Raw genomic sequence first — 21,618 nt, 5'->3', positions numbered from 1 at the left:
GCGCAACGAAGCGCCGATGCCAGCGAACCCATCGCTCCCGTACGCTGCATGGACACAACACGAACATACCGGATCGGCCGCGCCGCGTGCGCCACGCCGCCCCTGCCCCGGCGCGACGCCCCGGCGCTCCCCTGCGGCCTGCGCGGCCGCTATCCCCTGGCCTGAACCGCGCGCCCCGCGCCGCGCCGCCTTCGTGCGGCCCGTGCCGCCGGGCCGTGCCCGCCCCGCCGCCGCAACCCCGGCGGGGCTCTCCCGGCGTCCGCAATGCTTTCCCGGACGCGTCACCCCGACCAAGGAGACCCAATGCAAAAAATAGTCGTCGAAAACCTCTTCAAGGTCTTCGGGCCGCACCCGGAGCGCGCCCTCGCGCTGCTGGAGCGCGGCCAGGGCAAGGAAGAGATCCTCAAGAAAACCGGCCTGGGCGTCGGCGTGAACAACGCCAGCTTCGAGGTCGCCCAGGGCGAGATCGTGGTGGTCATGGGCCTGTCGGGCAGCGGCAAGTCCACCCTGGTGCGTTGCGTGAACCGCCTGCTGGAGCCCACCGCCGGGCGCGTGCTCATCGACGGCACGGACATCCGCGCCCTGGACGCCGAAGGCCTGCGCCGCCTGCGCCTGGAAAAGCTGGGCATGGTCTTCCAGAATTTCGCGCTCTTCCCCCACCGCAGCGTGGTGCAAAACACCGAATACGGCCTGGAAATCAAGGGCATGGCTCCCGACGAACGCCGCGAAAAGGCCATGCAGGCCCTGGCCCTGGTGGGCCTCTCCGGCTGGGAGGACGCCGCGCCGCGCCAACTTTCCGGCGGCATGCAGCAGCGCGTGGGCCTGGCCCGCGCCCTGGCGCTGGACCCCGACATCCTGCTCATGGACGAGGCCTTCAGCGCCCTGGACCCGCTGATCCGCCGCGACATGCAGGACGAGTTGCTGAACCTTCAGGATGAAATGCAAAAAACCATCCTGTTCATCAGCCACGACCTGGACGAGGCCCTGAAGCTCGGGCGGCGCATCGTGCTCATGAAGGACGGCGCCATCGTGCAGGTGGGCACGCCCGAGGAAATCCTGACCAACCCGGCCAACGACTACGTGGCCCGCTTCGTGGAGGACGTGGACATCACCAAGGTGCTCACCGCCGAGATGGTCATGAAGAAGTCCGAAGCCGTGGCCTACCTGGGCACCGACGGCCCGCGCGCGGCCCTGCGCAAGATGAAGAAGGCCGCCATCGGCTCGCTTTTCGTGCTCGACGAGGCCCACGCCGTGGCGGGCATCGTCACCGCCGAGGGCTGCGTGGCCCTGCGCGAGCGCGGCGGCACGGACCTCTCCGAGGCCATGACCCAACCCATCGCCTCCGTCAGCCCCGACACCCCGGCCACGGAGCTGATCCAGATCATCCACGACCTGCCCCACCCGCTGCCGGTGGTGGACGCCCGGGGCCGCCTCAAGGGCGTGGTGGTGCGCGGGTCGCTGCTCGGCGCCATCGCCGAACGCGGAGGGAGCACCCAATGAACATCCCCAAGTTGCCCCTCGGCCAGGGCCTCGAAGCGGCCATCGACTTTCTCGTGGAGCATTTCTCCTTTGCCACCAAGGCGTTCTCGGTGGTCATGGACGGCGTGCTCTCGGTGCTGGAGCGCGGGCTCATGGCCCTGCCCCCGCTGGTGCTCATCGCCATCTTCACCGCCCTGGCCTTCTGGCTGACGCGCAAAAACCGCGGCATCACGGTGTTCACCTTCCTGGGCCTGGCGCTCATCTGGAACCTGGGGCTGTGGAGCGCCACGGTCAGCACCATCGCGCTGGTGCTCATCGCCACGCTGACGGCCATCCTCATCGGCGTGCCCCTGGGCATCCTGGCGGCCATGTACCGCCCGGTGGACCGCGTGGTCATGCCCGTGCTCGACGTGATGCAGACCATGCCCGCATTCGTCTACCTCATCCCGGCCATCCCCTTTTTCGGGCTGGGCAAGGTGGCGGCAATCTTCTCCACGGTGGTCTTCGCCATGCCCCCGGCCATCCGCCTGACCTGCCTGGGCATCCGCCAGGTGCCGCGCGAGCTTGTGGAATGCGCCGAGGCCTTCGGCTCCAACCGCTGGCAGCGGCTGGTGAAACTGGAACTGCCCCTGGCCACGCCGACCCTCATGGCCGGGGTGAACCAGACGGTCATGCTGGCCCTGTCCATGGTCGTCATCGCGGCCATGATCGGCGCCAAGGGCCTGGGCGGCGAGGTCTGGAAGGCCATCCAGCGCCTGCAGATGGGCGCGGGCTTCGAGGCCGGCATCGGCATCGTCATCGTGGCCATCATCCTCGACCGCGTGCTGCAAAAGGTCGGCGGCCGCACAGACGGCCGCGCGGGCACGAATTGATCCACGCGCAGACGCGCGAACACGCCCGGGAACGCCCGAAGACGCCTGGCGCGCGCCGATTTTTGAAAACGAACGGAAAACCCAAGGAGGACCCCATGTTCAAGAAACTCATGCTGACCCTGGCCCTGGCGGCCCTGGCCGCCCTGACGACCGCCCCCGCCCAGGCGGCAAGCAAGGGCAAGGTCCGCCTGGCCTACGTGGAATGGGACTGCGCCGCCGCCAGCACCAGCGTGGTGCAGGCCGTGCTTCAGGAGAAAATGGGCTACGAGGTGGAGATCCTGCCCGTGGCCGCCGCCGCCATGTGGCAGGCCGTGGGCACCGGCGACGTGGACGGCATGGTCACCGCCTGGCTGCCCGTGACCCACGCCGACTACCTGAACAAGGTCAAGGGCAAGGTCGAGAACCTCGGGCCGATCACCGGCGGGGCCAAGCTCGGCTGGGCCGTGCCCTCCTACGTCACGGTGGACTCCATCGCCGACCTGAACGCCCACAAGGACAAGTTCGACGGCAAGATCATCGGCATCGATCCCGGCGCGGGCCTGATGCGCCTGTCCGAACAGGCCGTGAAGGACTACGGCCTGGAGCTCGAACTGATGGAAGGCTCCGGCGCGACCATGACCGCCGCCCTGGCCGACGCCATCAAGAACGACAAGTGGGTGGTCGTCACCGCCTGGTCGCCGCACTGGATGTTCGGCAAATGGGACCTCAAGTACCTGGACGACCCCAAGGGCACCCTGGGCGAGGAGGAGCACATCGACACCATCGTGCGCAAGGGCCTGAAGGACGACATGCCCGAGGTCTACGCCCTGCTGGACAACTTCGCCTGGAAGGACGCGAACCAGCTCCAGATGGTCATGGCCTGGAACCAGGAGCCCGGCGCCGACCGCTACGAGAACGCCAAGCGCTTCATCAAGGAAAACGAGGCCCAGGTGAACGCCTGGATGGGCAAGTAGCCAAAAGGCCCTGCCCGGGGTGAAGGCTCCGGGCGAAGCTGAAAACACCCCCCCGCCGCCGGGCATCCGGCGGCGGGGGGTTTTATATGTGCTGAGATGGCCTACCGGTTGGCACTCTGGAGAGAAATCAAACAGCCAAGGCCTCAAACGATCAGCTTTTCTTCAGGAGCAACTCATTGAGCTCGCTAGAAAGTTTTCTCATTGCAGCTTTAAAACCTGCGTCCTGCATTCCAGAAGCCGTCTCCCGCCTCAAAGGCATCACATCCTTTCGATACAACCGGGAAGTTTCGATGAATTCGACATATTTCTTTAATAATTCAAGCCTTTTCGCTGTTGAAGAGGACGAACTAAGATGCTTTTTGACTTTCTCTGCGTGCCGCGACTTGTCGTCTTCATCACCATAGGCCCCATCACTGTCCAATTCTTCCCAAAAATACTTGTCAGCAAAGTCCTTCACCGACCAGCCGGTTTCCTTCAACAAATTTCGAATTTTCCCCTGTAGTTTTGAAATCTCCTCTGAAATTTCCCAATTTTTCCCCATGCGCACCAGCATAACTCCATTTAAGGCAATCACGCCTAAGCACTTTAAAAAGGAGATTCAAAATGTCTGACAAAAAACGCATCGACCCGAAGGACAACCAGGCAAACCAGAAAAATGCCCACAAAGGCACGAAAGGGAGGAACCGCCAGCACGACCAAGCTCAGGGCAATCGAGGCAAGCAGATGAACCCCAACCAAAAAGCAGGGAAATAACCATGTCCAACATGACACAAGAAGAGTTGGATCTCTGGTCTGACATCAACAACCCCAACAATGATGCCACGATGGACGATTGGGCAGACGCCCATAACCCCAACAACGATTCCTACCTTGGAGACTCCGAAGAGTACGACGAGTAGGCCAATCCAGTAACACAAGAGCGGGCAACACAACAAGCGTTGCCCGCTCCCCAATTCTAGCGCTGCTGGTCTTTCGTAATGCGTATCGCATTTTCAGAAAACTTATTCATAAATTTACTTTTATCATCTTCAAAATCACTAAAACTGAAATTCTTCTGGGTTTCAACAAGCGCATCAATACAAATATCCCTCTTCATTTTTACTAATCCAGAATGAGAAGAGAGATCATTGGAATTGCCGGAGAACACACACTGCTCAATTATTAAATACTCGTCATAAACAGGATATCTATTGTCAGAAAAAAAATACCATCCCAAGCCGCCTCCGCTTGCAAGAAGCAGGACAAGACCTAGAGCAGAAGGCACCAACAGCCCGCGCAACGGCTTCTTACACTTCTCGCAGACGATTTTTCCGTATGGAATCTTATTGTCAAAGCCGCAGCCTCGACAGCGAAGGACCAACTCCTCTTGTTTGGCAGGTGTGTCCTCGGCCATCGCCCCAGAAGTCCTTTCCTGCTCGCTCATCCTCCCTCCGAACTTTGGTGCAAGGTGCCAAAGTCAAATCCATCCGACCCCAAACCGCTTCCCTTTAATCCCCCAGCACGGCGATGGCGGCGGCGCCGAGGCCGGAGTAGCAGCCGAGCACCGGGGAGGCTTCGCTGACGTAGAGGGGCTCGACGCCGAAGGTGTCCCAAAGCATCGTGCGGTAGCGCTCGGCGGTTTGCGGGGCGGCGACGTGGGCCACGGCGAAGCGCAGGTTCTTGCGACCCTCGGCGTAGGCGCGCACGTGGGCGAAGAGCTTGCGCTGGGCATGCAGCGTGCCCAGGCCCTTGGCGATGACCTGGGCCTTGCCCTGGCGGTCGAAGGTCAGAACCGGCTTGATGCGCAGCACCTTGGCCACCAGCCCCTGGCCCTTGCTCACCCGCCCGCCGCGCACGGCGAAGTCCAGCGTGTCCAGGGTCACGAAGATGCGCACCCGGTCGATGGCCTCCTGGGCCACGGCATGCACGGCGGCGGCGTCCATGCCCAGCCCGGCGGCCAGGGCGGCCTCGCGCACGGCAAGGCCCAGGGCCACGGTCAGGGTATGGCTGTCCAGCACGGCGATATGCTCGGCGTCCACCTGCCGGGCCATGTTCAGCCCGGCCTGATAGGTGCCGCTGGCCCCGCCCGTCAGGTGCACGGCCACCACGTGCCCGTACTCCTCGAGCATGGCCTCGTAGACTTCCTTGAAGCGCTGGGGCGCGGGCTGGGAGGTTTTGGCCACGCGCGCGCCGCGCAGGCGGTCGTTGAACTCCTCGGGGGAGATGTCGATCTTGTCCACGAACTCCTGGCCGTCCAGGTTCAGGGTCAGCGGCGCGAAGCGGATGCCGTGGGCCTGCATGAACTCGGCGGGCAGGTCGCAGCACGAGTCGGTGACGATGCCCACGCGCTGGCGGGCGCGGGCCACGAGGTCGCGATGCTGGCGCAGCATGTCGTCCACCTTGCGCCGGGTGACCTCGCCCACGGCCTGGGCGATCTCGAACACCGTTTCCGGCTCGTTGGTGTGCACGTGGATGCGCACCACCGTGGGCGTTCCGGCCACGATGAGGCTGTCGCCCAGGGGTTCCAGACGCGCGCGCAGGGCGTCGCGGTCGAGAGCCTTGCCGCGCACCAGGCACTCGGTGCAGTAGCGGAAATCCAGGGAATCCACGGCCACGCGCTCCTGGACCTCGCCCACGCCCGGGCGCTCGGCGGCGAGCATGGTCTTCTCGGCCCGGCGGTCCACCCGGCCGCGTTCCACGAAGTCCTGAATGCCGTCCAGCAGGTAGACGAAACCCTGGGCCCCGGCGTCCACCACCCCGGCGGCCTTGAGGCTGGCCAGCTTTTCGGTGGTTTCGCGCAGCGACTGCTTGGCGCGTTCCAGCGAATCGAGCAGCAGCTCGGGAAAATCGCGGTATTTCTCGCAGTTGCCGCGCAGGTGGTCGGCCCAGTCGGTGATGACTGTGAGGATCGTCCCCTCTTTGGGCGAGGCCATGGCCTCGCGGGCGCGGTCCGCAGCGCGGGTCACGGCCATGGCGAACTCGCGCGGGGACACGCGCACCAGGTCCTTCACGCCCTCGGAAAAGCCGCAGAAGAATTGGGCCAGGATGACCCCCGAGTTGCCCCGCGCGCCCAGCAGGGCCGCCTCGGCGATGACCTGGCTCATGGCCTCGATGGACGAGTCCAGGGCATCGGCCGAGCCGTCCACGATGGAACGCATGGTCCCGGCCATGTTGCTGCCGGTGTCGCCGTCGGGCACGGGGAAGACGTTGATGGCGTCGAGGTGTTCGGAATGGTCGATGAGCCGCTGGGCGGCGGCCATGAGGATGCGTTTGAAGCGGATGCCGTCGATGTATTGGATTCTGTTGGGCACCGGGGCCATCTGCACTCTCCGTATGGCGTTCGTCGCGCGCAGGGGCCGGGCGGGCCGGGCCTCCGGGCGCGCGCCCGCCGCTTCTATCCTATTTCGGCCTCAGGCGCAAACCCCGCCGCCGGAGTCCCCTTTTCCCCCGGGGCCGTCCGCGCCGTCCGCATCGCCCGTCCCCCCGGCACCAGCATCCCCGGCACCGGTCATGTCCGCCGGGTCCATGAGCGCGTCGAAGCGCGCCGCGTCCAGACAGCCGAGCTCCAGGCAGGCCTCGCGCAGGGTGCCGCCCCGGGCGTGGGCCAGCAGGGCCGCCCGCGCGGCCATGTCGTAGCCGATGGCCGGCACCAGTGCCGTGACCAGCATGAGCGATTTGTCCACGCTGGCCGCGATGCGCTCGCGGTCGGCCTCAAGCCCCGCCACGCACAGCCGGGTGAAGCCGTCCACCGCCCCGGCCAGGGCTTCGGTCATGGCCAGCAGGTTGTGGATGAGCAGCGGCTTGAAGACGTTCAGCTCGAAGTTGCCCTGGCTGCCCGCCACTGCCAGCCCGGCGTCCAGCCCCAGGGCGTAGGCGCAGGCCATGGTCAGGGCCTCGCACTGGGTCGGGTTGACCTTGCCGGGCATGATGCTCGACCCCGGCTCGTTGGCGGGCAGGCGCAGCTCGCCCAGGCCGCAGCGCGGGCCCGAGCCCAGCCAGCGCACGTCGTTGGCGATTTTCATCAGCGCCACCGCCGCCGTGCGCACCGCGCCCGACGCCGCCACGATCCCGTCGTGGGCCGCCATGAGGGCGAAGCGGTTGGGCGCGGGCACGAAGGGCTGGCCCGTAAGCGCGCACAACTGGCCCACGGCCAGCCCGGCGAAGTGCGGATGCGCGCCCAGGCCCGTGCCCACGGCGGTGCCGCCCAGGGGCACCTCGTAGAGCGCCTCCATGGCCGCGTGCAGGCCCAGGGCCGCGCCGACCACCTGGGCGGCATAGCCCGAAAACTCCTGGCCCAGGGTCAGGGGCACGGCGTCCTGCAGATGGGTCCGCCCGGTCTTGACGATGCCCGCGAAGGCCTCGGCCTTGGCGGCCAGGGCCTCGGCCAGGGCGTCCAGCGCGGGCAGCAGCCGCCGGTCCAGCGCCTCCACGGCGGCCATGTGCATGGCCGTGGGAAAGGCGTCGTTGGTGGACTGGCCGAGGTTCACATGGTCGTTGGGGTGCACGGGCTCCTTGCGGCCCGGCTCGGCGCCCGCGAGCTGCGCCGCGCGGTTGGCCACCACCTCGTTGACGTTCATGTTCGTCTGCGTGCCGCTGCCCGACTGCCAGATTTTCAGGGGAAAATGGTCGTCCAGAAGGCCCGCGGCGACCTCGGCGGCGGCGGCCTCGATGCCTTCGGCCAAGGCGGCGGGCAGCAGGCCCAGCTCCGCGTTGGCTCGCGCGGCGGCGATCTTCACGCGGGCCAGGGCGCGGATCACGGCGCGGGGCATGGCCTCGGTGCCGTAGGCGAAGTGCTCCAGGGCGCGCTGGGTCTGCGCGCCCCAAAGCCGGTCTGCGGGAACGGCCACGGGGCCGAGGCTGTCGCGCTCGGTGCGCGTGGGGCCGGAAAAGGCTTGCGGGGCAGGCGCCGCTGGGGGGGCAAAGTCCTCGGGCATGGAACCTCCGGATTCGGGGCGGGATTCAAGCGGGGTTCGCAGGGCTGCGGGCCGCCCCGGGCAAGGCCGGAAACGGACCGCGCGGCACTCAGCCGACGCCCTGCTCCTCCTCATAGAGCACGAAAGCCCGGCTCCTGTCACCCTTGCCGCGATACATGGCCGCGTCGGCCCGGGTCAGCACCGTGGAGGCGTCGGTGCCGTGGCGCGGGTAGAGGCTCACGCCGATGCTCACGCCCAGGCGGACCTCGATGTTGGCGATGCGCACCGGCCGGGCCACGGCCTCCTGCATCTTGACCGCCACGGTCTGCACCGTGCCGGGGTCGTCGCCGCAGAAGATCACCGCCGTGAATTCGTCGCCGCCGATGCGCGCCAGGGTGTCGGACTTGCGGATGCAACCCTTGAGGCGCGCGGCGATTTCGCGCAGCACGGCGTCGCCGAAGTCGTGGCCGTGGGTGTCGTTGATCTGCTTGAACTCGTTCAGGTCCATGTAGAACACGGCGCAGGAGCCCCCGCCGCGGTCGGCCTGGGCCATGGCCTGCTCCAGGCGGTCCTGGAAAAGGCGGCGGTTGGGCAGGTCGGTCAGCGGGTCGTGCATGGCCTGCCTGCGCTGCTCCTCCTCCACCAGCCTGCGCCGGGTGATGTCGTTGACGGTCATGGCGAAATAGCCCGGCTCCCAACTGAAGGCGCGCACCGAGAACCAGAGCTGCGTGGGCGCGAAGAACATCTCGCCCGAGCGGGTGTGCTGGGTGCGGGCCACGGTGCCCAGGAAATCGATCCAGCGGTAGAGTTTTTCGCGCTGCTCGGGGAACAGCTCCAGGGCCGAGCGGCCCAGGTAGCGTTCGCGCGGGATGCCCGTCAGCGCCTCGGCGGCGGGGTTCACGTCCAGGAACATGAAGTCCGTGGCCTTGCCGTCGGCGTCGGAGACGATGCGGCAGTAGGCCACGCCCTCCTGCATGCTCTGGAACAGGGAGCGGTACTTGCGCTCGGACTCCTCGGTGCGCCGGGTTTGGGTCTGGAGCATCTGCATGGCGACGAAAAACGCCAGCAGCAGCGCCGAGCCGAGCAGGGCCTGGCGCAGGGCCCCCAGCCGCTCGCCGGCCACCTCGCGGTTCCAGTCGCGGGCGTCGAACTCCAGGGCCAGGGCCGCCAGCACCCGCCCGCCCCCCGGAACCCGGGCCACGGCATGGTGCGCGATGGCGAAGTCGCCCCGGTCGCCGTGCAGCGGCCCGACCACCTGCCCCTGGCCCGAAACCAGAAAATAGCGCATGGCGGCCTCCTGCCCGGCGGGCCAGGGCATGTGCTCCGCCGCGCGGCCCTGGTCCTTTTCCGGGGCCTGGGCCAGGGCGACCACCGCGTCGCCACGCGGCACGTAGAGACTGACGGCCAGCAGCGTCGGGTCCGCCCCGACCACGCGCTCCAGGGCCCGGGTCAGGGCCTGGGCCTCCTGGGTGCCCGGCCCGCCCGCCCCCTGGGCCAGGGCCAGCACCAGCCGCCCGTCCAGCGACCCGGCCACGATGCGCGCGCGCACCACAAGTTCCTGGCGCATGCCCGCGTCGTATTCGCGGCCCGCGTGGTCCGCGCCCACGGCCCCGGCCGCCAGCACCAGGGCCAGCGGCGGCATGAAGCCCAGGGCCCAGTGCAGCCGGTGGCGCAAAAGCCGTTCGGACAGCGCCACCCCGTAGAACCACAAGGCCATGGCCAGCACCGTGCTGCCCGCGGCGCGCAGCACCTTCCACAGGGCGAAACCGGCCGCGCCGCCCTGGACGCGCAAGGCTTCGCTCACGGACTGCATGGCCATGCAATGGGAGGTGACGACGCCCCCCAGGGCCGCCACCAGCAGGGCCAGGGCCGCCACCAGCAGCAGCCAGCGGCCCCGGCTCTCCAGCAGCGCCGCGCGCAGCAGCGCCCAGGCCGCCGCAAGGCCCGCGAGCAGGCCGAAAAAGCTGCTGGCCGTGCGCAGGGGGTTGTCGTCGCCCAGGGCCTGGGCCATGGCAAAGGCCGCCAGCAGCGCCAGGAAGAACCAGATGCCCTGGCCGCGCCGCCCGCCCGTGCGCGCGTGCATGGCCGCCCAGAACTCCACCAGGCAGACCATGGCCCCGATGTACAGCACCGAGCGCAGGGCCACGGTCAGCACGGACTCGGCGGCGGAATAGGCCCACAATTCCAGGCAACAGGCCAGCCCGCCCAGCAGCCCGAAGCCCGTCATCCAGTGCAGCGGGAGCCGACGCAACGAGTTGCGCACGGCGCACAGGCACACCGAAGCCAGCAGGAACTGGGAAACCGCTCCGAGCAGCAGGGACGTATCGGGGGGAATGGGGAACGTGTCCACGACAGGTACCAGAGTTTAATCAAGATTTCCGGGGCGAAAATGGCGCATCTTCCCTTGCGCGTCATACGCCAAACCGAAAAAAAAACAAAGTCCTATCCCGGGGTAGTGTAAAAAAACAAGAAAACCGTGTTGAGCAGGGGCATTCCCCAGGGCGCGCGGCGCGGCGGGCCTATTTTTCCGCAGGGTCGAAGAGCAGCCCCCGGGCCACGGCACTCTTGCCGAACTTGTCGCGGATGGCGTCCAGGGCACGGTCCAGCCGGGCCAGTTCCTCGGCGCGGTCCCGGTCCGGGTCGGGCAGCAGGGAAAGCTGGCGCTGGCCGTGACCGAAATTGGAAACCCCGAGCCCGATGAGCCGCACGGGCCGCTCCAGGCGCGTTTCGCGCAACAGGGTCCGCCCGGTCTCGAAGATCAGGGCGGTCACGTCGGTGGGCTCGGCCAGGGTGCGGCTTTTGGTGTGCAGGGCGAAGTCGCTGTATTTGATCTTGAGGGTCACGGTGCGCCCGGCCAGGCCGCCCCGGCGCAGGTCGCGGCCCACGCGCTCGGCGTGGGCCAGCAGCCAGCGCCCGAGCAGGGCCTTGTCCGTGGTGTCCCGGTCCAGGGTGGTTTCCGCGCTGGACGACTTGGGCTCGTGGTAGGGCACCACCGGGGAACGGTCCTCCCCCCGGGCGCGGGCGTAAAGGCCCTCGCCGCGCTCGCCCAGGCGCCGGGCCCAGAATTCCGGCCCGCGCGCCAGCACGTCCCCGGCCGTGCGCACGCCCAGGCGGGCCAGTTCCTCGCCCGTGCGCGGCCCCACGCCGGGGATGCGCCCCACGGGCAGGTCGCGCAGGAACTCCGCCACGTCCTCCGGCTCCAGCACGAACATGCCGTCGGGCTTGTTCGCGTCCGAGGCGATCTTGGCCAGGAACTTATTGGGCGCGATGCCCACCGAGCAGGTCAGGCCCGTGACCTCGCGCACCCGCGCCCGCAACAGCTCGCCCACCTGCGGCGGCGGGCCGAACAGCCGCGCCGTGCCCGTGAGGTCCACGTAGGCCTCGTCCACGGACACCTGCTCCACCAGAGGCGACACCTCGCGCAGCAGGGCCATGACCTGGCGCGACACCTCGCCGTAGCGGCTCATGTGCCCGCGCACGACCACCAGTTGCGGGCACAGCCGCCGGGCCTGGGCCATGGGCATGGCCGAGCGCACGCCGAAGCGCCGGGCCTCGTAGGACGCGGCGCTGACCACGCCCCGGTGCTCGCCGCCCACGGCCACGGGCAGCCCGCGCAGGGCGGGGTTGTCGCGCTGCTCCACCGAGGCGAAAAAGGCGTCCATGTCCAGGTGCATGATGACCCGGGGCTGGGCGGGGCCCGCCGGAGGGGCCGGGGGCGGAGTATGGACGGGAGGGGGGGCCATGGGTTTCTGGTCCTACGAACGCGGGCCGGGGTCAAGTGCGCTTGACAGCCCGGGGCCAGTGCGCCCGGGAGTGCCCGGTCCGCAACGAACGACGGCCCGCGCGGCCATGCCGCGCGGGCCGTCCCGCAGCGCTCCGGGGAGGCGCTATTCGCTCTTCTTCCCGCCTTCGGGCTGCTCGGCCGGGGCGTCCTGGGCCGGAGCGGCGGGCTCCCCGGCCGCCGGGGCGGCGGGGATCTCCAGGTCGATGGCCGTGGCGTTCAGGGCCGCGATGACCGCCTCGGTGGCGTCCACGGTGCCGTCGAAGGACAGCACGTTCTCCTTGTTCAGGATCACGGCCACGCCGTTCTTGACGCGGTAGTCCTCCATCACCTTCTGGAAGGCCTTGTCCAGCTTCTCGGCGATGCGCGTCTGCTCGCCGATCATCTGCTGCTGGATCTCCTGGTAGCGGGCCTGGAATTTGGCCACGGCCTCCTCGCCGCCGCCGCCCTCGGCGCCCTGCAGGGCGCCCTGCATCCCGGCCAGCTCCTGCTGGAGGCTCTGGCCCAGGCCGCGCAGGTAGTCGCCGCCCTGAACGCAGGGTTCGCAGGTGGTGAAGACCTTGTTGGGGTCGAGCACGGCCACGGTGGGCGTGCCCTTCTTCTGGCAACCCGCCAGGGCCACGGCCAGCACCAGCACGGCGGCCAGGGTCACGATGACTTTCTTCATCAAATTCTCCAAAGTGTTGGATGTTGCTCCGCGCGGTCCCGTCCGGGCGGGCGCGGGCATGAGGGGGCCATGATTACCTCCCCCGGGCGCACAAGGCAAGGCCCGCTCCGGCCCGGGGAAATTGCCCGCCGCCCCGGGCCGTGTTATGGCCGGGCAGCACCACGCAGGAGCCATGCATGGAACACGCCGCAATCGTCGTCTGCGGAGCCGGGGTCCTCGGCCTGACCATCGCCCGCGAGCTGGCCGCCCGGGGGGCCGACGACATCCTGATCCTGGAAAAGGAACCCCGCCCGGGGCTGCACGCCTCGGGGCGCAACTCCGGGGTGCTGCACGCGGGCATCTACTACGCCCCCGGCTCGGCCCGGGCCCGGACCTGCCTGGAAGGCAACCGGTTGATGCGCGCCTACTGCGCCGAACGCGGCCTGCCCCTGGCCGGGTGCGGCAAGGTCATCGTGGCGCCGGACCCCGCCGAACGGCCCGCCCTGGAGGCCCTGCACCGCCGGGCCCTGGCCAACGGCAGCCCGGCCGTGCTCATCGACGAAAAGGAGCTGGCCGAGCTGGAGCCCGGCGCGGTGACCTCGGGCCGGGCCCTGCACTCGCCGCTCACGGCGGTGGTCGACCCGCGCGCCGTGCTGGCCAGCATCGCCCGGGAGCTGACCGAAGGCGGCCGCGCGCGCATCCGCTACGGCTGCCGCGTGATCGGGCCCGCCGGGGCGGCCTGCGGCACGCGGACCCTGACCACCGCCCTGGGGCCCGTGAGCTACGGGCGCCTGCTCAATTGCGCCGGGGCCCACGCCGACACCCTGGCTCACGCCTTCGGCCTGGGCAGGCGCTGGGCCATGGTGCCCTTCAAAGGGCTGTACCGCAAGCTGCGGCCCCGGCGCGCGGCTCTGGTGCGCGGCAACGTCTACCCCGTGCCCGACCCGCGCGTGCCCTTCCTGGGCGTGCACTTCACGCGCGGCGTGACCGGCGAGGTCTACATCGGCCCCACGGCCACCCCGGCCCTGGGCCGCGAGAACTACGGCCTGCTGCGCGGGTTGGACGCCGAGGCCCCGGCGGTCCTCTGGCGCTGCACGCAGATGCTGCTCGGCAACCCGCAGTTCCGGGCGCTGGCCCGCGAGGAGTTGCGCAAATACTTGCCCAGCCGCTTCTTTGCCGACTGCGCCCGGCTCATGCGCGGCCTCTCCCCCGGAGACATCGAGCCCTGCCCCAAGGTCGGCATCCGGCCCCAGCTTGTGGACACCGTCACCCGGGCCCTGGTCATGGATTTTCTGGTGGAAACCGACGGACCCACCGTGCATGTGCTGAACGCCATCTCCCCGGCCTTCACCAGTTCCATGGCCTTCGCGCGCATGGTCTGCGACACGCATTTTTCGGCCTGAAACGGCGCTCCGCCCTCAGGGAATGGCCCCGGCCTCGCGCAGGGCGCGTTCGGCCCCCGGGTGCAGGGGCACGGGCAGATCCGCGGCGGCCCGCCGCAGGTCCAGGGCCCGCAAGGCGGGATGGGCCTCGCGCAGGGCGTCCAGGTTGCCGAAGACGGCCCGGGTCACGGCGTGGGCCACGTCCTCGGGCAGGGAGGCCCGGCAGGCCAGGAACGTGGGCTGGGCCACGGTGCGCACGGGGGCGTCCTGCCCCGGGTAGGTTCCGGCGGGAATGACGTGGCGGTGCCAGACGGGCTGACGGGCGCGCAGCGCCTCAAGCTGGGCGTCGGTGAAGTCGAGGAGCCGCACGCCCTGCGGCCCGAGTTGCCCCAGAACCATGGTCACCGCCGGGACCGGGGGCGACGCGGGGATGGCGGCTCCGGCCACCCGGCCCTCCAGCATGGCCTGGACCGCCGGAACCGGGTCCAGGTTCACCGGTTCCAGACCGCGCGCGTCCAGCTTCAGGGCCTCCAGAATGGCCCGGGCCGAGCCCTCGGCGGCCGAGCCGCGCCTGCCGACGGCAAAGGCCCCGCGCAACCCGCCCAGGTCGGCCACGGTGCCCGTGGCGGCGTTGCGCCGCAGCAGGACGAAATGCTCCACATCGTCCCACAGGACGGCAACGGCCCGCAGGTCGTGGAAGGGGGCCTGCCGCGCGTACAGGGCCTCGACCAGGGCCAGGTCGGCCCGGCCCGCATGCAAAAGGCCCAGGCTCTCGGCGGCCCCGGTGGAACCCACGGTCCGGACCGTGATGCCCCGCTCCGCGCTCAGGGCGGCGCCGATGGCCGCCCCCAGGGCCACGCCCGCAGGGTGGTGGCTGCCGACGGCGCCGCCCGTGGCGATGACCAGCACCCGGGAGACCGGGGCGGCGGCCGGAGGGGCGGACGGCGAGTCGGCCCAGGCGCGCACGGCAAGAAGGCCCAGGCCGCAGGCCAAGGCCAAGGCCAAGAGCAGAAATCTCGCCGGCACGCCCATTTTCCTCCATTGTCCCGGAGCGCCCGCCCGGCCCGGCGGGCACGGCGGACGGCAGCCCGACCATAGTCCAAGCCCGGCGGCTCCGCAAAGGAAATCGGGGCGGCAAAGGCCCGGTGGACCGTCCCGCCGCCCATCCCCGGGGCGCCTGGCTTGTTGTTTTTGCACGGCGACAATGATAGGCAAGGCAAGACGCGCGGCAAGCTCGCGCGCTTCCGTCGGCGGGCCCGCCCCCGGCGGCCCTACACAGCCAAGGAGCCGACCATGGAATGCATCACCGAAAAGAAGGGCGACTTCCTCGTCGTCCAGGTCAAGGGGCGCATGGACGCCGTCACCGCTCCCGATTTCGAAAAGCGCTGCGCCGAGGCCATCGACGCGGGCCAGACCTCCCTGGTGGTGGACCTGGGCGGGCTGGAGTACATCTCCTCCGCCGGGCTGCGGGGCATCCTGGCCACGGCCAAGAAGCTCAAGGCCTGCCAGGGCCGCATCGCCTTCGCCAACCTCTCGGGCATGGTCCAGGAGGTTTTCGCCATCTCGGGCTTCACGGCCATGTTCTCGGTCTACAAGACCGTCGAGGAAGCCACGGGGGCTTAGGGAAACGCCGTGGCCCGCACCCTGCGCCTGCCCGCCGCCCTGGACCGGCTGGACCAATGCCGGGAGTTCGCCGTCGGCTGCGCCCGCGAGGCGGGCCTGCCCGAAGCCGCCCTGGGCAAGCTGGAGCTGATCCTCGAAGAACTGCTGGTCAACGTCGCCAACCATGCCTACCGGAACGGGCCGGACGGCCGGGGCGACGTGGAACTCTCGTGCCGTGCCACCGGGGGCGGAGGGTTTCTGCTGGACATCCGCGACTGGGGCGTGGCCTTCGACCCGCTGGCGGCCGGGGAACCGGACCTGGACGCCGACGTGGACGAGCGGCCCATCGGCGGGCTGGGCATCTTCTTCGTGCGCCAGATGGCCGATGAACTGGCCTACCGCCGCGAGGGCGACGCCAACGTCCTCACCGTGCGCCTGGGCCCGGCCTGAGGCGCCGGACAAACGACAAGGCCCCGGAAGCATCATGCTTCCGGGGCCTTGCCGCGTTCCGCGCCGGGCGTGAGGCTCCGGACGGGGGTCGGCGTCGGCTCCACGCCAGGGCAACGGACTGGGCGCCGAGGACCGCCCCCGCGCCAGGGACGCCGACGCGCCGCGCGGGCGCGTCCCCGCGGGGCTTTCCGCCCTGCTTTGCGCCGCCCGCCGGGGCGGCGGACCGTGGCCGACCGTCGGAACGATCACGATCCGCAGGCCGTTCCCAGATGGTGCGCCGCAAGGAAACGGGAAAAGCCGGAACGCGCGGCGCAGCGCATGCACAAGCGGTCCGGATTTTTCCGCCGCCGCGGCGGGTCGCCGTTTCGGGACGGCCCCGCTAGCTAGGCCGCGACCAGTTCGCGGGCGGTCTGGCAGTCGATGCAGAACCGGGCCTGCGGCCGGGCCTTGAGCCGGGGCAGCCCGATGTACTCGCCGCACTCCTCGCAGTAGCCGAAGCCCGGGGCCTTGAGCTTATCCAGGGCCCGCAAAATCTCCCGCAGCTCGCGGGCCTCGCGCTCGCGCAGCAGCACGTTGCAGTGGACCTCGGCCAGCATGGTGGCACAGTCGTTCTCGTCGGGGCAGTTGCGCACGGCGATGGACAGCTCGCGGCCGCCCAGAAACGCCAGCTTCTCTTCCAGGTAACTCCGGATTTCCAGCTTGTCGTCGGCAGTCATGGCAATCCTCCCGAGGTTGATTGCGCCATCAGTAGCCGCCCCGGGTTACGATCAGATGATGATGCGCCGACTTCCCCAAGACGCGCCAAAGCGAAGGGGCGGCCCTTGCGGACCGCCCCTCCCCAGCGCCTTCGCGCGTTCCGGCCGCGCCGGACTAGAGGAAATGGATCTCCGCCCGGGCGGTGTCCGCGCTCTTGGGGGTGGCCACGATGCGCACCTTGCGCCCGAAAAGCTTGGCCACGCCGTTCAGGATGCCCTCGAAATAGGTGAACAGCGCCCGCTTGGAGTGGTACTCCATGACCAGCACGTCGCCCTTGTCCTCGTAGGAGAAGCGCGGCGGGGTGATGCCCGGCTCCTCGCGGGTCAGCTCGGCGTGGGTGCGGTTCATGTTCAAATAGAATTCCTTGAGGTCCATGGTCTTGAAATAGCGGCGGTAGAGCTTCTTGAACTCCGTGGGCGTGTAGAAGCCGAACTCGTAGAGCACCTTGCCCGGCTCCAGGCCCTTGCGCGCCGCCACGATGCCCGCCATCTGCTCCAGCACCTTGTCGGGGTAGCTGCGGTTGGCCAGAAAGGTCGGGTCGCCCATTTCCCCGACCATGTGCGTGTAGACGGCCTCGCCGTACTGCCTGCGCACGAAGTCCTGCATCATCTTGGGCAGGATGCCGCGCATCTCGGTGGCCGAGGCGGCCAGCTTCGAGCGGTCCTTGCCCAGCAGGTTCTCGAACAGTTCCTGAAGCTCCGCCGCCAGCCCGGCCAATTCCTTGACCGATTTGGAGGCCGCGCCCATGCCCTCGGCGGTGTCGGTGGCCACGGTGTTGACCTCCTCGATGGCGCGGTTGATCTCCTCGGACGCGGCGGACTGCTCCTCGGACGCGGCGGCGATGCTCTGGGCCTGCCCGGCGCTGTCGTCCACAAGGCGCACGATCTCCTTGAGGGCCGAGCCGGATTCCCCGGCCAGGCCGGTGGCCTCCTGCACGGCGCCCATGGCCTCGTCCATGCTGCGCTGGTTGTCCCGCGTGGCTTGCTGGATGGCCTTGATGGACTCGCCGACCTCCTTTGTGGCGGTCATGGTCTTCTCGGCCAGCTTGCGCACCTCGTCGGCGACCACGGCGAAGCCGCGCCCGGCGTCGCCCGCGCGGGCGGCCTCGATGGCGGCGTTCAGCGCCAAAAGGTTGGTCTGGTCGGCGATGTCGCTGATGACGGTCATGACCTGGCCGATGGCCTCGGCCTGGGAGCCCAGGCGGTGCATGTTCGCCCGCAGCTCGTCGGACAGGGAACTGACCCGGCCGATGGCCGTCACGGAACGCTGGACGACATCGGCCCCGGCGTCGGCCCGGGTGCGCGCGGCGGCCGCGCCCTCGGCGGCGGCCGAGGCGTTGCGGGCCACTTCCAGCACCGTGGCGTTCATCTCCTCCATGGCCGTGGCCGTCTCGGCCACGCGCTCCTGTTGCAGGCGCGTGCCGTAGCCCGCCTCCATGACCTGGGAAGCCAGCCCCTCGGCTGAATAGGCCACGCGGGCCGAGATGCTGAAGGCGCGCCCCGCCGTGGCCTGCAACTTGTCCAGAGTCGCCCGGGAATCCTGTTCCCGCGTGCGGCACTGGCCGTTCTCGGCCTCCAGGGCGCCCAGGCGGGCGCGCAGGTCCGCAGCCTCGGCCTCGGCGGCCTGGGCGCGCGCGCCCAGGGCTCCGGCCAGGGCCGCCACGGCGTCGTGAACCTCGCCCAGGGGCCCGGCGGGCCGGGCGGGGCCCAGGGTATCGTGCCCGCCCTGGGCGGCCAGACGCGCGGCCTCGGCCAAGGCCCGGGCCGGTTCGCCCACGGCGCGGCGCGCCAGCAGGCCCAGGGGCAGCGCCGCCAGGGCCACCGCGGCCCCGGCGGCCAGGGACAGGGCCGCCAGCGTGCCCGCGCCCTGGTCCAGCCCCAGGGCGGCCAGGCCGCCGGCCGCGGCCACCAAAATTCCGGCGGCCACGCAGACAAGAAGAATGCTTCGGGAAAAGTTCATAACGTGCCTTCCTTCCATATGAAAAGGACGAGCCCGCGCCAGTTGTCCTGGCGGGACCCCGCCCTTTCATGCAAGAATAGCACCGCAAGAAACGAACCGCCAGCCCCTCGCGCCATCCGGCAAAAGCCCCCACGCCGCAGGTTCAATCGGCTCCCAGGCATTCCAGCAGGGTCGCCTCCACGGCGCGCAGGCGCTCGGGAGCCTCGACCTTGCCGCCCCCGGCCTCGCGCACGTAGAACACGTCGGCCACGCGGTCGCCGTAGGTGGCGATCTTGGCGATGCCCACCGACAGGCCCAGGCCGTGCAGGGCAGTGCCCACGTCGTAGAGCAGGCCCAGGCGGTCGGCGGCGGTGATCTCGATCACGGTGTGGAAGTCCGACGCGGCGTTGTGGATGGCCACCTCGGGCTCGATTTCCAGAGGTTTCAGGGCACTGGGGGCGTTGCGCTTTTCGCGGATGCGCCAGTCGAGGTCCAGCCGCCCGCTCATGGCCCCGCGCACCGAGGCCGCCACCCGCGCCCACAGCTCGTCCGGAGCCAGAAGTTCCGGCGGGTCGGACACGGTGAACACGTCCACCACCGTGCGGTCGCGCCAGGAAAAGCACTGGGCCGCCACGATGTTCACCCCGTGCAGCGCCAGGACCCCGGCCAGGGTGGCGAACAGGCCCGGGGTGTCCATTCCGGCGATGGCCACCTCCCAGCAGCCGTGGCCGGGCAGGGCCCCGGCCTCGACGACCACCACGCCCGTGCCGCCGCGCCCGCCGGGGCGCACGCGCTCGGCCTCGGCGACCATGGCCCGCAGGCGGCGGACCATGCCCATGTGCCGCACCACCGCCTCGGGCGAAGCCGTGAGCAGGTAGCGCTGGGGCATGAGTTCCAGCAATTCCTCCACCAGCCCGGGCGCGAAATCGGCCGCGGCGCGGCGGCGCACGGCGGCGCGCGTCCGGTCCAGGGCGCGCACGGCGTCGGCGCTGGCCAGCCGTCCGCCGCGCAGGATGTGCAGCACCTTGGCGTACAGCTCCCACAAGAGCCCGGCGGCCCACGGCTTCCAGACCCCCGGCCCCGTGGCCGAGGCGTCGGCGAAGGACAGCAGCATGAGCAGGCGCAGGCGCTGCTCGTCGCCCACCAGCCCGGCGCAGGCCGCCACCACGGCCTCGTCGCCCAGGTCGCGGCGCGTGGCCGTCTCGTAGAGGGTCAGGTGCTCGCCGACCAGGGCGGCCACGTCGGCCGTCAGCGCCGGGGCCTGCCCCCAGCGCTCCAGCAGGGCCGTGGCGATGGCCCGGCCTTTTTGGGAGTGCCCGCCGCCCAGGCCCTTGCCGATGTCGTGCAGCAGGGTGCCGAGCATGAGGGCCAGGGTCCGCCGGGGGCCGTCCAGTTCGTCGCGCAGGGCGGCGAAGGCCCGCCCCGGGCCGTCCAGGGGCCCTTCCAGCAGCTCGATGGCCCGCAGGGTGTGCTGGCCCACGGGGTAGATGTGATAGGTGTCGAACTGCACGAGGTCCTGCACGCGCCCGAAGTCGGGCAGCAGCGCGCCCAGGTAGCCGGTTTCCAGCATCTGGCCCAGGGCCGGGGCCGCGCGGCCCGAGACGAGCACGTCCAGCAGGCCCTGCACGGCGCCGGGGGCGTCGCGCAGGCGCTCGCGCACCAGATGCAGGTGCCCGGAAACGAAGCCGCGCGCCTCCCAGGACAGGGGCAGCCCCGAGCGCGCGCTGTGCACAAAAATGTCAGACAGTACCTGGGGGTCGCGCGGGTAGCCCCCGGGCACGTCGAAATACAGTTGCCCGCCGCGCTCGGCGACCCCCGGGCCCAGGGGCCGGAGCGCGGGCGCGGCCGGGGCCGGGCGGGCGAACAACCCGGAGCGGGCGACGGGCCCGGCGGCGGGCAGCCCGGCCCGGAAGGCCGCATGCAGGGCCTTGATGCCCGCCATGTCGCGGTGCAGCCGCCCGAGAAAGCGTTCCACGGCCAGGGAATCCGGCCCGTCCTCGTAGCCCAGGGCGGCGGCGACCCGGGGTTGCAGGGCCAGGTGCAGGCGGTCGTTGCGCCGCCCGGAAACGTGGTGCAGCAGGTTGCGCACGCGCAGGAGCAGGCGCTGGGCGTCGGCCAGGAAGTGGGCCTGGGCCTCGGTCAGCCGCCCGGTGCGCAGCAGGGCCTCCAGGGTGCCCGCGCCGTAGTGCACGCGGCCGAGCCAGAGAATCTGGTGGATGTCGCGCAGGCCGCCCGCGCCCTGCTTGAGGTCCGGCTCCAGCAGGGCGCTGGAATCGCCGTGGCGCGCCAGACGCTCGGCGTTGCGCCCGGCCAGCCAGTCGGTGAAGGCCCGGGCGCGCGGGCCCTCGACCTTTTCGGCCAGGGTGGCGCGCAGCCCGGCCAGCACGTCGGTGTCTCCGGCCACGGCCCGGGCGTCCAGCAGCGAGGCCATGACCTCGAAATCCTTGCGGGCCAGGGCGACGCACTCCCTGATGCCGCGGAAGCCGTGGCCCAGGTCCAGCCCCATGTCCCACAGCGGGTAGAACAGGGCCTGGGCCATGTCCAGGGCCCGGGCCGGGATGCGCCCCCGGCAGAGCACGAGGATGTCGATGTCCGAGTGCAGGCAGAGTTCCGCGCGGCCGTAGCCGCCCACGGCGGCCAGCACCAGCCCGCCGCCGGGCCCGGGGGCCGCGCCCCGGGGCCAGACCTCGGCCATGCGCGCCTGGAAATAGGTGTCCACCAGGGCCGAAAGCTCCTGGGTGAAGCGGCGGCCCGCGCCGCCGTCGGGAATCTGCGCCGCCAGGGCCTCGCGCCCGGCGCGCAGGGCCCGGGCGGCCTGGGAATCGCTGGCCTTGGGCATGGGCCTCCCGCGCGGGGGGCCGCCCGCC

At 70.0% G+C, this 21,618-nt stretch carries 19 protein-coding genes; 8 read left to right on the top strand and 11 right to left on the bottom strand.

Going from position 1 to position 21,618, the window contains the following annotated elements; translation table 11 throughout:
- The first annotated feature begins 303 nt into the window (after positions 1-303).
- From ACZ5KV_RS13095 to ACZ5KV_RS13085, 3 genes are all read left to right on the top strand, one after another.
- Positions 304-1,500 (top strand): quaternary amine ABC transporter ATP-binding protein, encoded by a 1,197-nt coding sequence (locus ACZ5KV_RS13095; RefSeq protein WP_464239752.1) that lies wholly within the window; start codon positions 304-306, stop codon positions 1,498-1,500.
- Positions 1,497-2,351 (top strand): ABC transporter permease, encoded by an 855-nt coding sequence (locus ACZ5KV_RS13090; RefSeq protein WP_464239751.1) that lies wholly within the window; start codon positions 1,497-1,499, stop codon positions 2,349-2,351. The genes ACZ5KV_RS13095 and ACZ5KV_RS13090 overlap by 4 nt, the downstream gene beginning before the upstream one ends.
- 95 nt (positions 2,352-2,446) lie before the next feature.
- Positions 2,447-3,304 (top strand): glycine betaine ABC transporter substrate-binding protein, encoded by an 858-nt coding sequence (locus ACZ5KV_RS13085; protein ID WP_464239750.1) that lies wholly within the window; start codon positions 2,447-2,449, stop codon positions 3,302-3,304.
- Positions 3,305-3,455: 151 nt separating this feature from the next.
- Here ACZ5KV_RS13085 and ACZ5KV_RS13080 read toward each other — a convergent pair whose 3' ends face one another.
- A complete protein-coding gene (locus tag ACZ5KV_RS13080; RefSeq protein WP_464239749.1) occupies positions 3,456-3,857 on the bottom strand; it encodes a hypothetical protein in 402 nt (133 codons plus the stop codon).
- Between the two features lie 50 nt (positions 3,858-3,907).
- Between ACZ5KV_RS13080 and ACZ5KV_RS13075 the strand changes: the two genes are divergently transcribed.
- Positions 3,908-4,057 (top strand): hypothetical protein, encoded by a 150-nt coding sequence (locus tag ACZ5KV_RS13075; RefSeq protein ID WP_464239748.1) that lies wholly within the window; start codon positions 3,908-3,910, stop codon positions 4,055-4,057.
- Between the two features lie 2 nt (positions 4,058-4,059).
- Positions 4,060-4,203, top strand: coding sequence for a hypothetical protein (locus ACZ5KV_RS13070; RefSeq protein ID WP_464239747.1), 144 nt, complete (start codon positions 4,060-4,062; stop codon positions 4,201-4,203).
- A gap of 56 nt (positions 4,204-4,259) precedes the next feature.
- Here ACZ5KV_RS13070 and ACZ5KV_RS13065 read toward each other — a convergent pair whose 3' ends face one another.
- The 6 genes from ACZ5KV_RS13065 to ACZ5KV_RS13040 all read right to left on the bottom strand — a co-directional run bounded on the left by ACZ5KV_RS13065 (position 4,260) and on the right by ACZ5KV_RS13040 (position 12,644).
- Positions 4,260-4,727 (bottom strand): hypothetical protein, encoded by a 468-nt coding sequence (locus ACZ5KV_RS13065; RefSeq protein WP_464239746.1) that lies wholly within the window; start codon positions 4,725-4,727, stop codon positions 4,260-4,262.
- 64 nt (positions 4,728-4,791) lie between these two features.
- Positions 4,792-6,603 carry a DAK2 domain-containing protein gene (locus ACZ5KV_RS13060; protein ID WP_464239745.1) on the bottom strand — a complete coding sequence of 604 codons (1,812 nt, stop codon included), beginning with the start codon at positions 6,601-6,603 and terminating at the stop codon, positions 4,792-4,794.
- Positions 6,604-6,693: 90 nt separating this feature from the next.
- Positions 6,694-8,217 (bottom strand): class II fumarate hydratase, encoded by a 1,524-nt coding sequence (locus ACZ5KV_RS13055; protein ID WP_464239744.1) that lies wholly within the window; start codon positions 8,215-8,217, stop codon positions 6,694-6,696.
- Positions 8,218-8,305: 88 nt separating this feature from the next.
- Positions 8,306-10,546, bottom strand: a complete 2,241-nt coding sequence (locus tag ACZ5KV_RS13050; protein WP_464239743.1) for a diguanylate cyclase domain-containing protein — start codon at positions 10,544-10,546, stop codon at positions 8,306-8,308.
- 169 nt (positions 10,547-10,715) lie between these two features.
- A complete protein-coding gene (locus ACZ5KV_RS13045; protein ID WP_464241840.1) occupies positions 10,716-11,870 on the bottom strand; it encodes a DNA polymerase IV in 1,155 nt (384 codons plus the stop codon).
- A gap of 213 nt (positions 11,871-12,083) precedes the next feature.
- Positions 12,084-12,644 (bottom strand): OmpH family outer membrane protein, encoded by a 561-nt coding sequence (locus tag ACZ5KV_RS13040; protein WP_464239742.1) that lies wholly within the window; start codon positions 12,642-12,644, stop codon positions 12,084-12,086.
- A 176-nt stretch (positions 12,645-12,820) separates the two neighbouring features.
- Here ACZ5KV_RS13040 and lhgO point away from each other — a divergent pair, with 176 nt between their 5' ends.
- On the top strand, positions 12,821-14,026 hold the full coding sequence (lhgO, locus tag ACZ5KV_RS13035) for an L-2-hydroxyglutarate oxidase (RefSeq protein WP_464239741.1): 1,206 nt from the start codon (positions 12,821-12,823) through the stop codon (positions 14,024-14,026).
- A gap of 15 nt (positions 14,027-14,041) precedes the next feature.
- On the opposite strand, the gene ACZ5KV_RS13030 is transcribed toward lhgO, so the two are convergent.
- Positions 14,042-15,031: a TAXI family TRAP transporter solute-binding subunit gene (locus ACZ5KV_RS13030; RefSeq protein WP_464239740.1), complete on the bottom strand. Its 990-nt coding sequence runs from the start codon at positions 15,029-15,031 to the stop codon at positions 14,042-14,044.
- A 267-nt stretch (positions 15,032-15,298) separates the two neighbouring features.
- Here ACZ5KV_RS13030 and ACZ5KV_RS13025 point away from each other — a divergent pair, with 267 nt between their 5' ends.
- A complete protein-coding gene (locus tag ACZ5KV_RS13025; protein ID WP_464239739.1) occupies positions 15,299-15,628 on the top strand; it encodes an STAS domain-containing protein in 330 nt (109 codons plus the stop codon).
- 9 nt (positions 15,629-15,637) lie between these two features.
- Positions 15,638-16,057 (top strand): ATP-binding protein, encoded by a 420-nt coding sequence (locus ACZ5KV_RS13020; RefSeq protein WP_464239738.1) that lies wholly within the window; start codon positions 15,638-15,640, stop codon positions 16,055-16,057.
- A 383-nt stretch (positions 16,058-16,440) separates the two neighbouring features.
- Here ACZ5KV_RS13020 and ACZ5KV_RS13015 read toward each other — a convergent pair whose 3' ends face one another.
- From ACZ5KV_RS13015 to glnD, 3 genes are all read right to left on the bottom strand, one after another.
- Positions 16,441-16,773: a TraR/DksA family transcriptional regulator gene (locus ACZ5KV_RS13015; protein ID WP_464239737.1), complete on the bottom strand. Its 333-nt coding sequence runs from the start codon at positions 16,771-16,773 to the stop codon at positions 16,441-16,443.
- A gap of 154 nt (positions 16,774-16,927) precedes the next feature.
- Positions 16,928-18,772: a methyl-accepting chemotaxis protein gene (locus ACZ5KV_RS13010; protein ID WP_464239736.1), complete on the bottom strand. Its 1,845-nt coding sequence runs from the start codon at positions 18,770-18,772 to the stop codon at positions 16,928-16,930.
- Positions 18,773-18,914: 142 nt separating this feature from the next.
- Positions 18,915-21,590, bottom strand: a complete 2,676-nt coding sequence (gene glnD, locus ACZ5KV_RS13005) for a [protein-PII] uridylyltransferase (protein ID WP_464239735.1) — start codon at positions 21,588-21,590, stop codon at positions 18,915-18,917.
- Between the last annotated feature and the right edge of the window lie 28 nt (positions 21,591-21,618).

The sequence above is a fragment of the Desulfocurvus thunnarius genome (genome assembly GCF_055390965.1).
This window is presented reverse-complemented; position numbering and strand designations above follow the sequence as displayed.

Coding starts and splice junctions, on each gene's coding strand:
- ACZ5KV_RS13095 (WP_464239752.1), top strand. CDS start 304: ATGCAAAAAATAGTCGTCGAAAACCTCTTCAAGGTCTTCGGGCCGCAC.
- ACZ5KV_RS13090 (WP_464239751.1), top strand. CDS start 1,497: ATGAACATCCCCAAGTTGCCCCTCGGCCAGGGCCTCGAAGCGGCCATC.
- ACZ5KV_RS13085 (WP_464239750.1), top strand. CDS start 2,447: ATGTTCAAGAAACTCATGCTGACCCTGGCCCTGGCGGCCCTGGCCGCC.
- ACZ5KV_RS13080 (WP_464239749.1), bottom strand. CDS start 3,857: ATGCTGGTGCGCATGGGGAAAAATTGGGAAATTTCAGAGGAGATTTCA.
- ACZ5KV_RS13075 (WP_464239748.1), top strand. CDS start 3,908: ATGTCTGACAAAAAACGCATCGACCCGAAGGACAACCAGGCAAACCAG.
- ACZ5KV_RS13070 (WP_464239747.1), top strand. CDS start 4,060: ATGTCCAACATGACACAAGAAGAGTTGGATCTCTGGTCTGACATCAAC.
- ACZ5KV_RS13065 (WP_464239746.1), bottom strand. CDS start 4,727: ATGAGCGAGCAGGAAAGGACTTCTGGGGCGATGGCCGAGGACACACCT.
- ACZ5KV_RS13060 (WP_464239745.1), bottom strand. CDS start 6,603: ATGGCCCCGGTGCCCAACAGAATCCAATACATCGACGGCATCCGCTTC.
- ACZ5KV_RS13055 (WP_464239744.1), bottom strand. CDS start 8,217: ATGCCCGAGGACTTTGCCCCCCCAGCGGCGCCTGCCCCGCAAGCCTTT.
- ACZ5KV_RS13045 (WP_464241840.1), bottom strand. CDS start 11,870: ATGCACCTGGACATGGACGCCTTTTTCGCCTCGGTGGAGCAGCGCGAC.
- ACZ5KV_RS13040 (WP_464239742.1), bottom strand. CDS start 12,644: ATGAAGAAAGTCATCGTGACCCTGGCCGCCGTGCTGGTGCTGGCCGTG.
- lhgO (WP_464239741.1), top strand. CDS start 12,821: ATGGAACACGCCGCAATCGTCGTCTGCGGAGCCGGGGTCCTCGGCCTG.
- ACZ5KV_RS13025 (WP_464239739.1), top strand. CDS start 15,299: ATGGAATGCATCACCGAAAAGAAGGGCGACTTCCTCGTCGTCCAGGTC.
- ACZ5KV_RS13015 (WP_464239737.1), bottom strand. CDS start 16,773: ATGACTGCCGACGACAAGCTGGAAATCCGGAGTTACCTGGAAGAGAAG.
- ACZ5KV_RS13010 (WP_464239736.1), bottom strand. CDS start 18,772: ATGAACTTTTCCCGAAGCATTCTTCTTGTCTGCGTGGCCGCCGGAATT.
- glnD (WP_464239735.1), bottom strand. CDS start 21,590: ATGCCCAAGGCCAGCGATTCCCAGGCCGCCCGGGCCCTGCGCGCCGGG.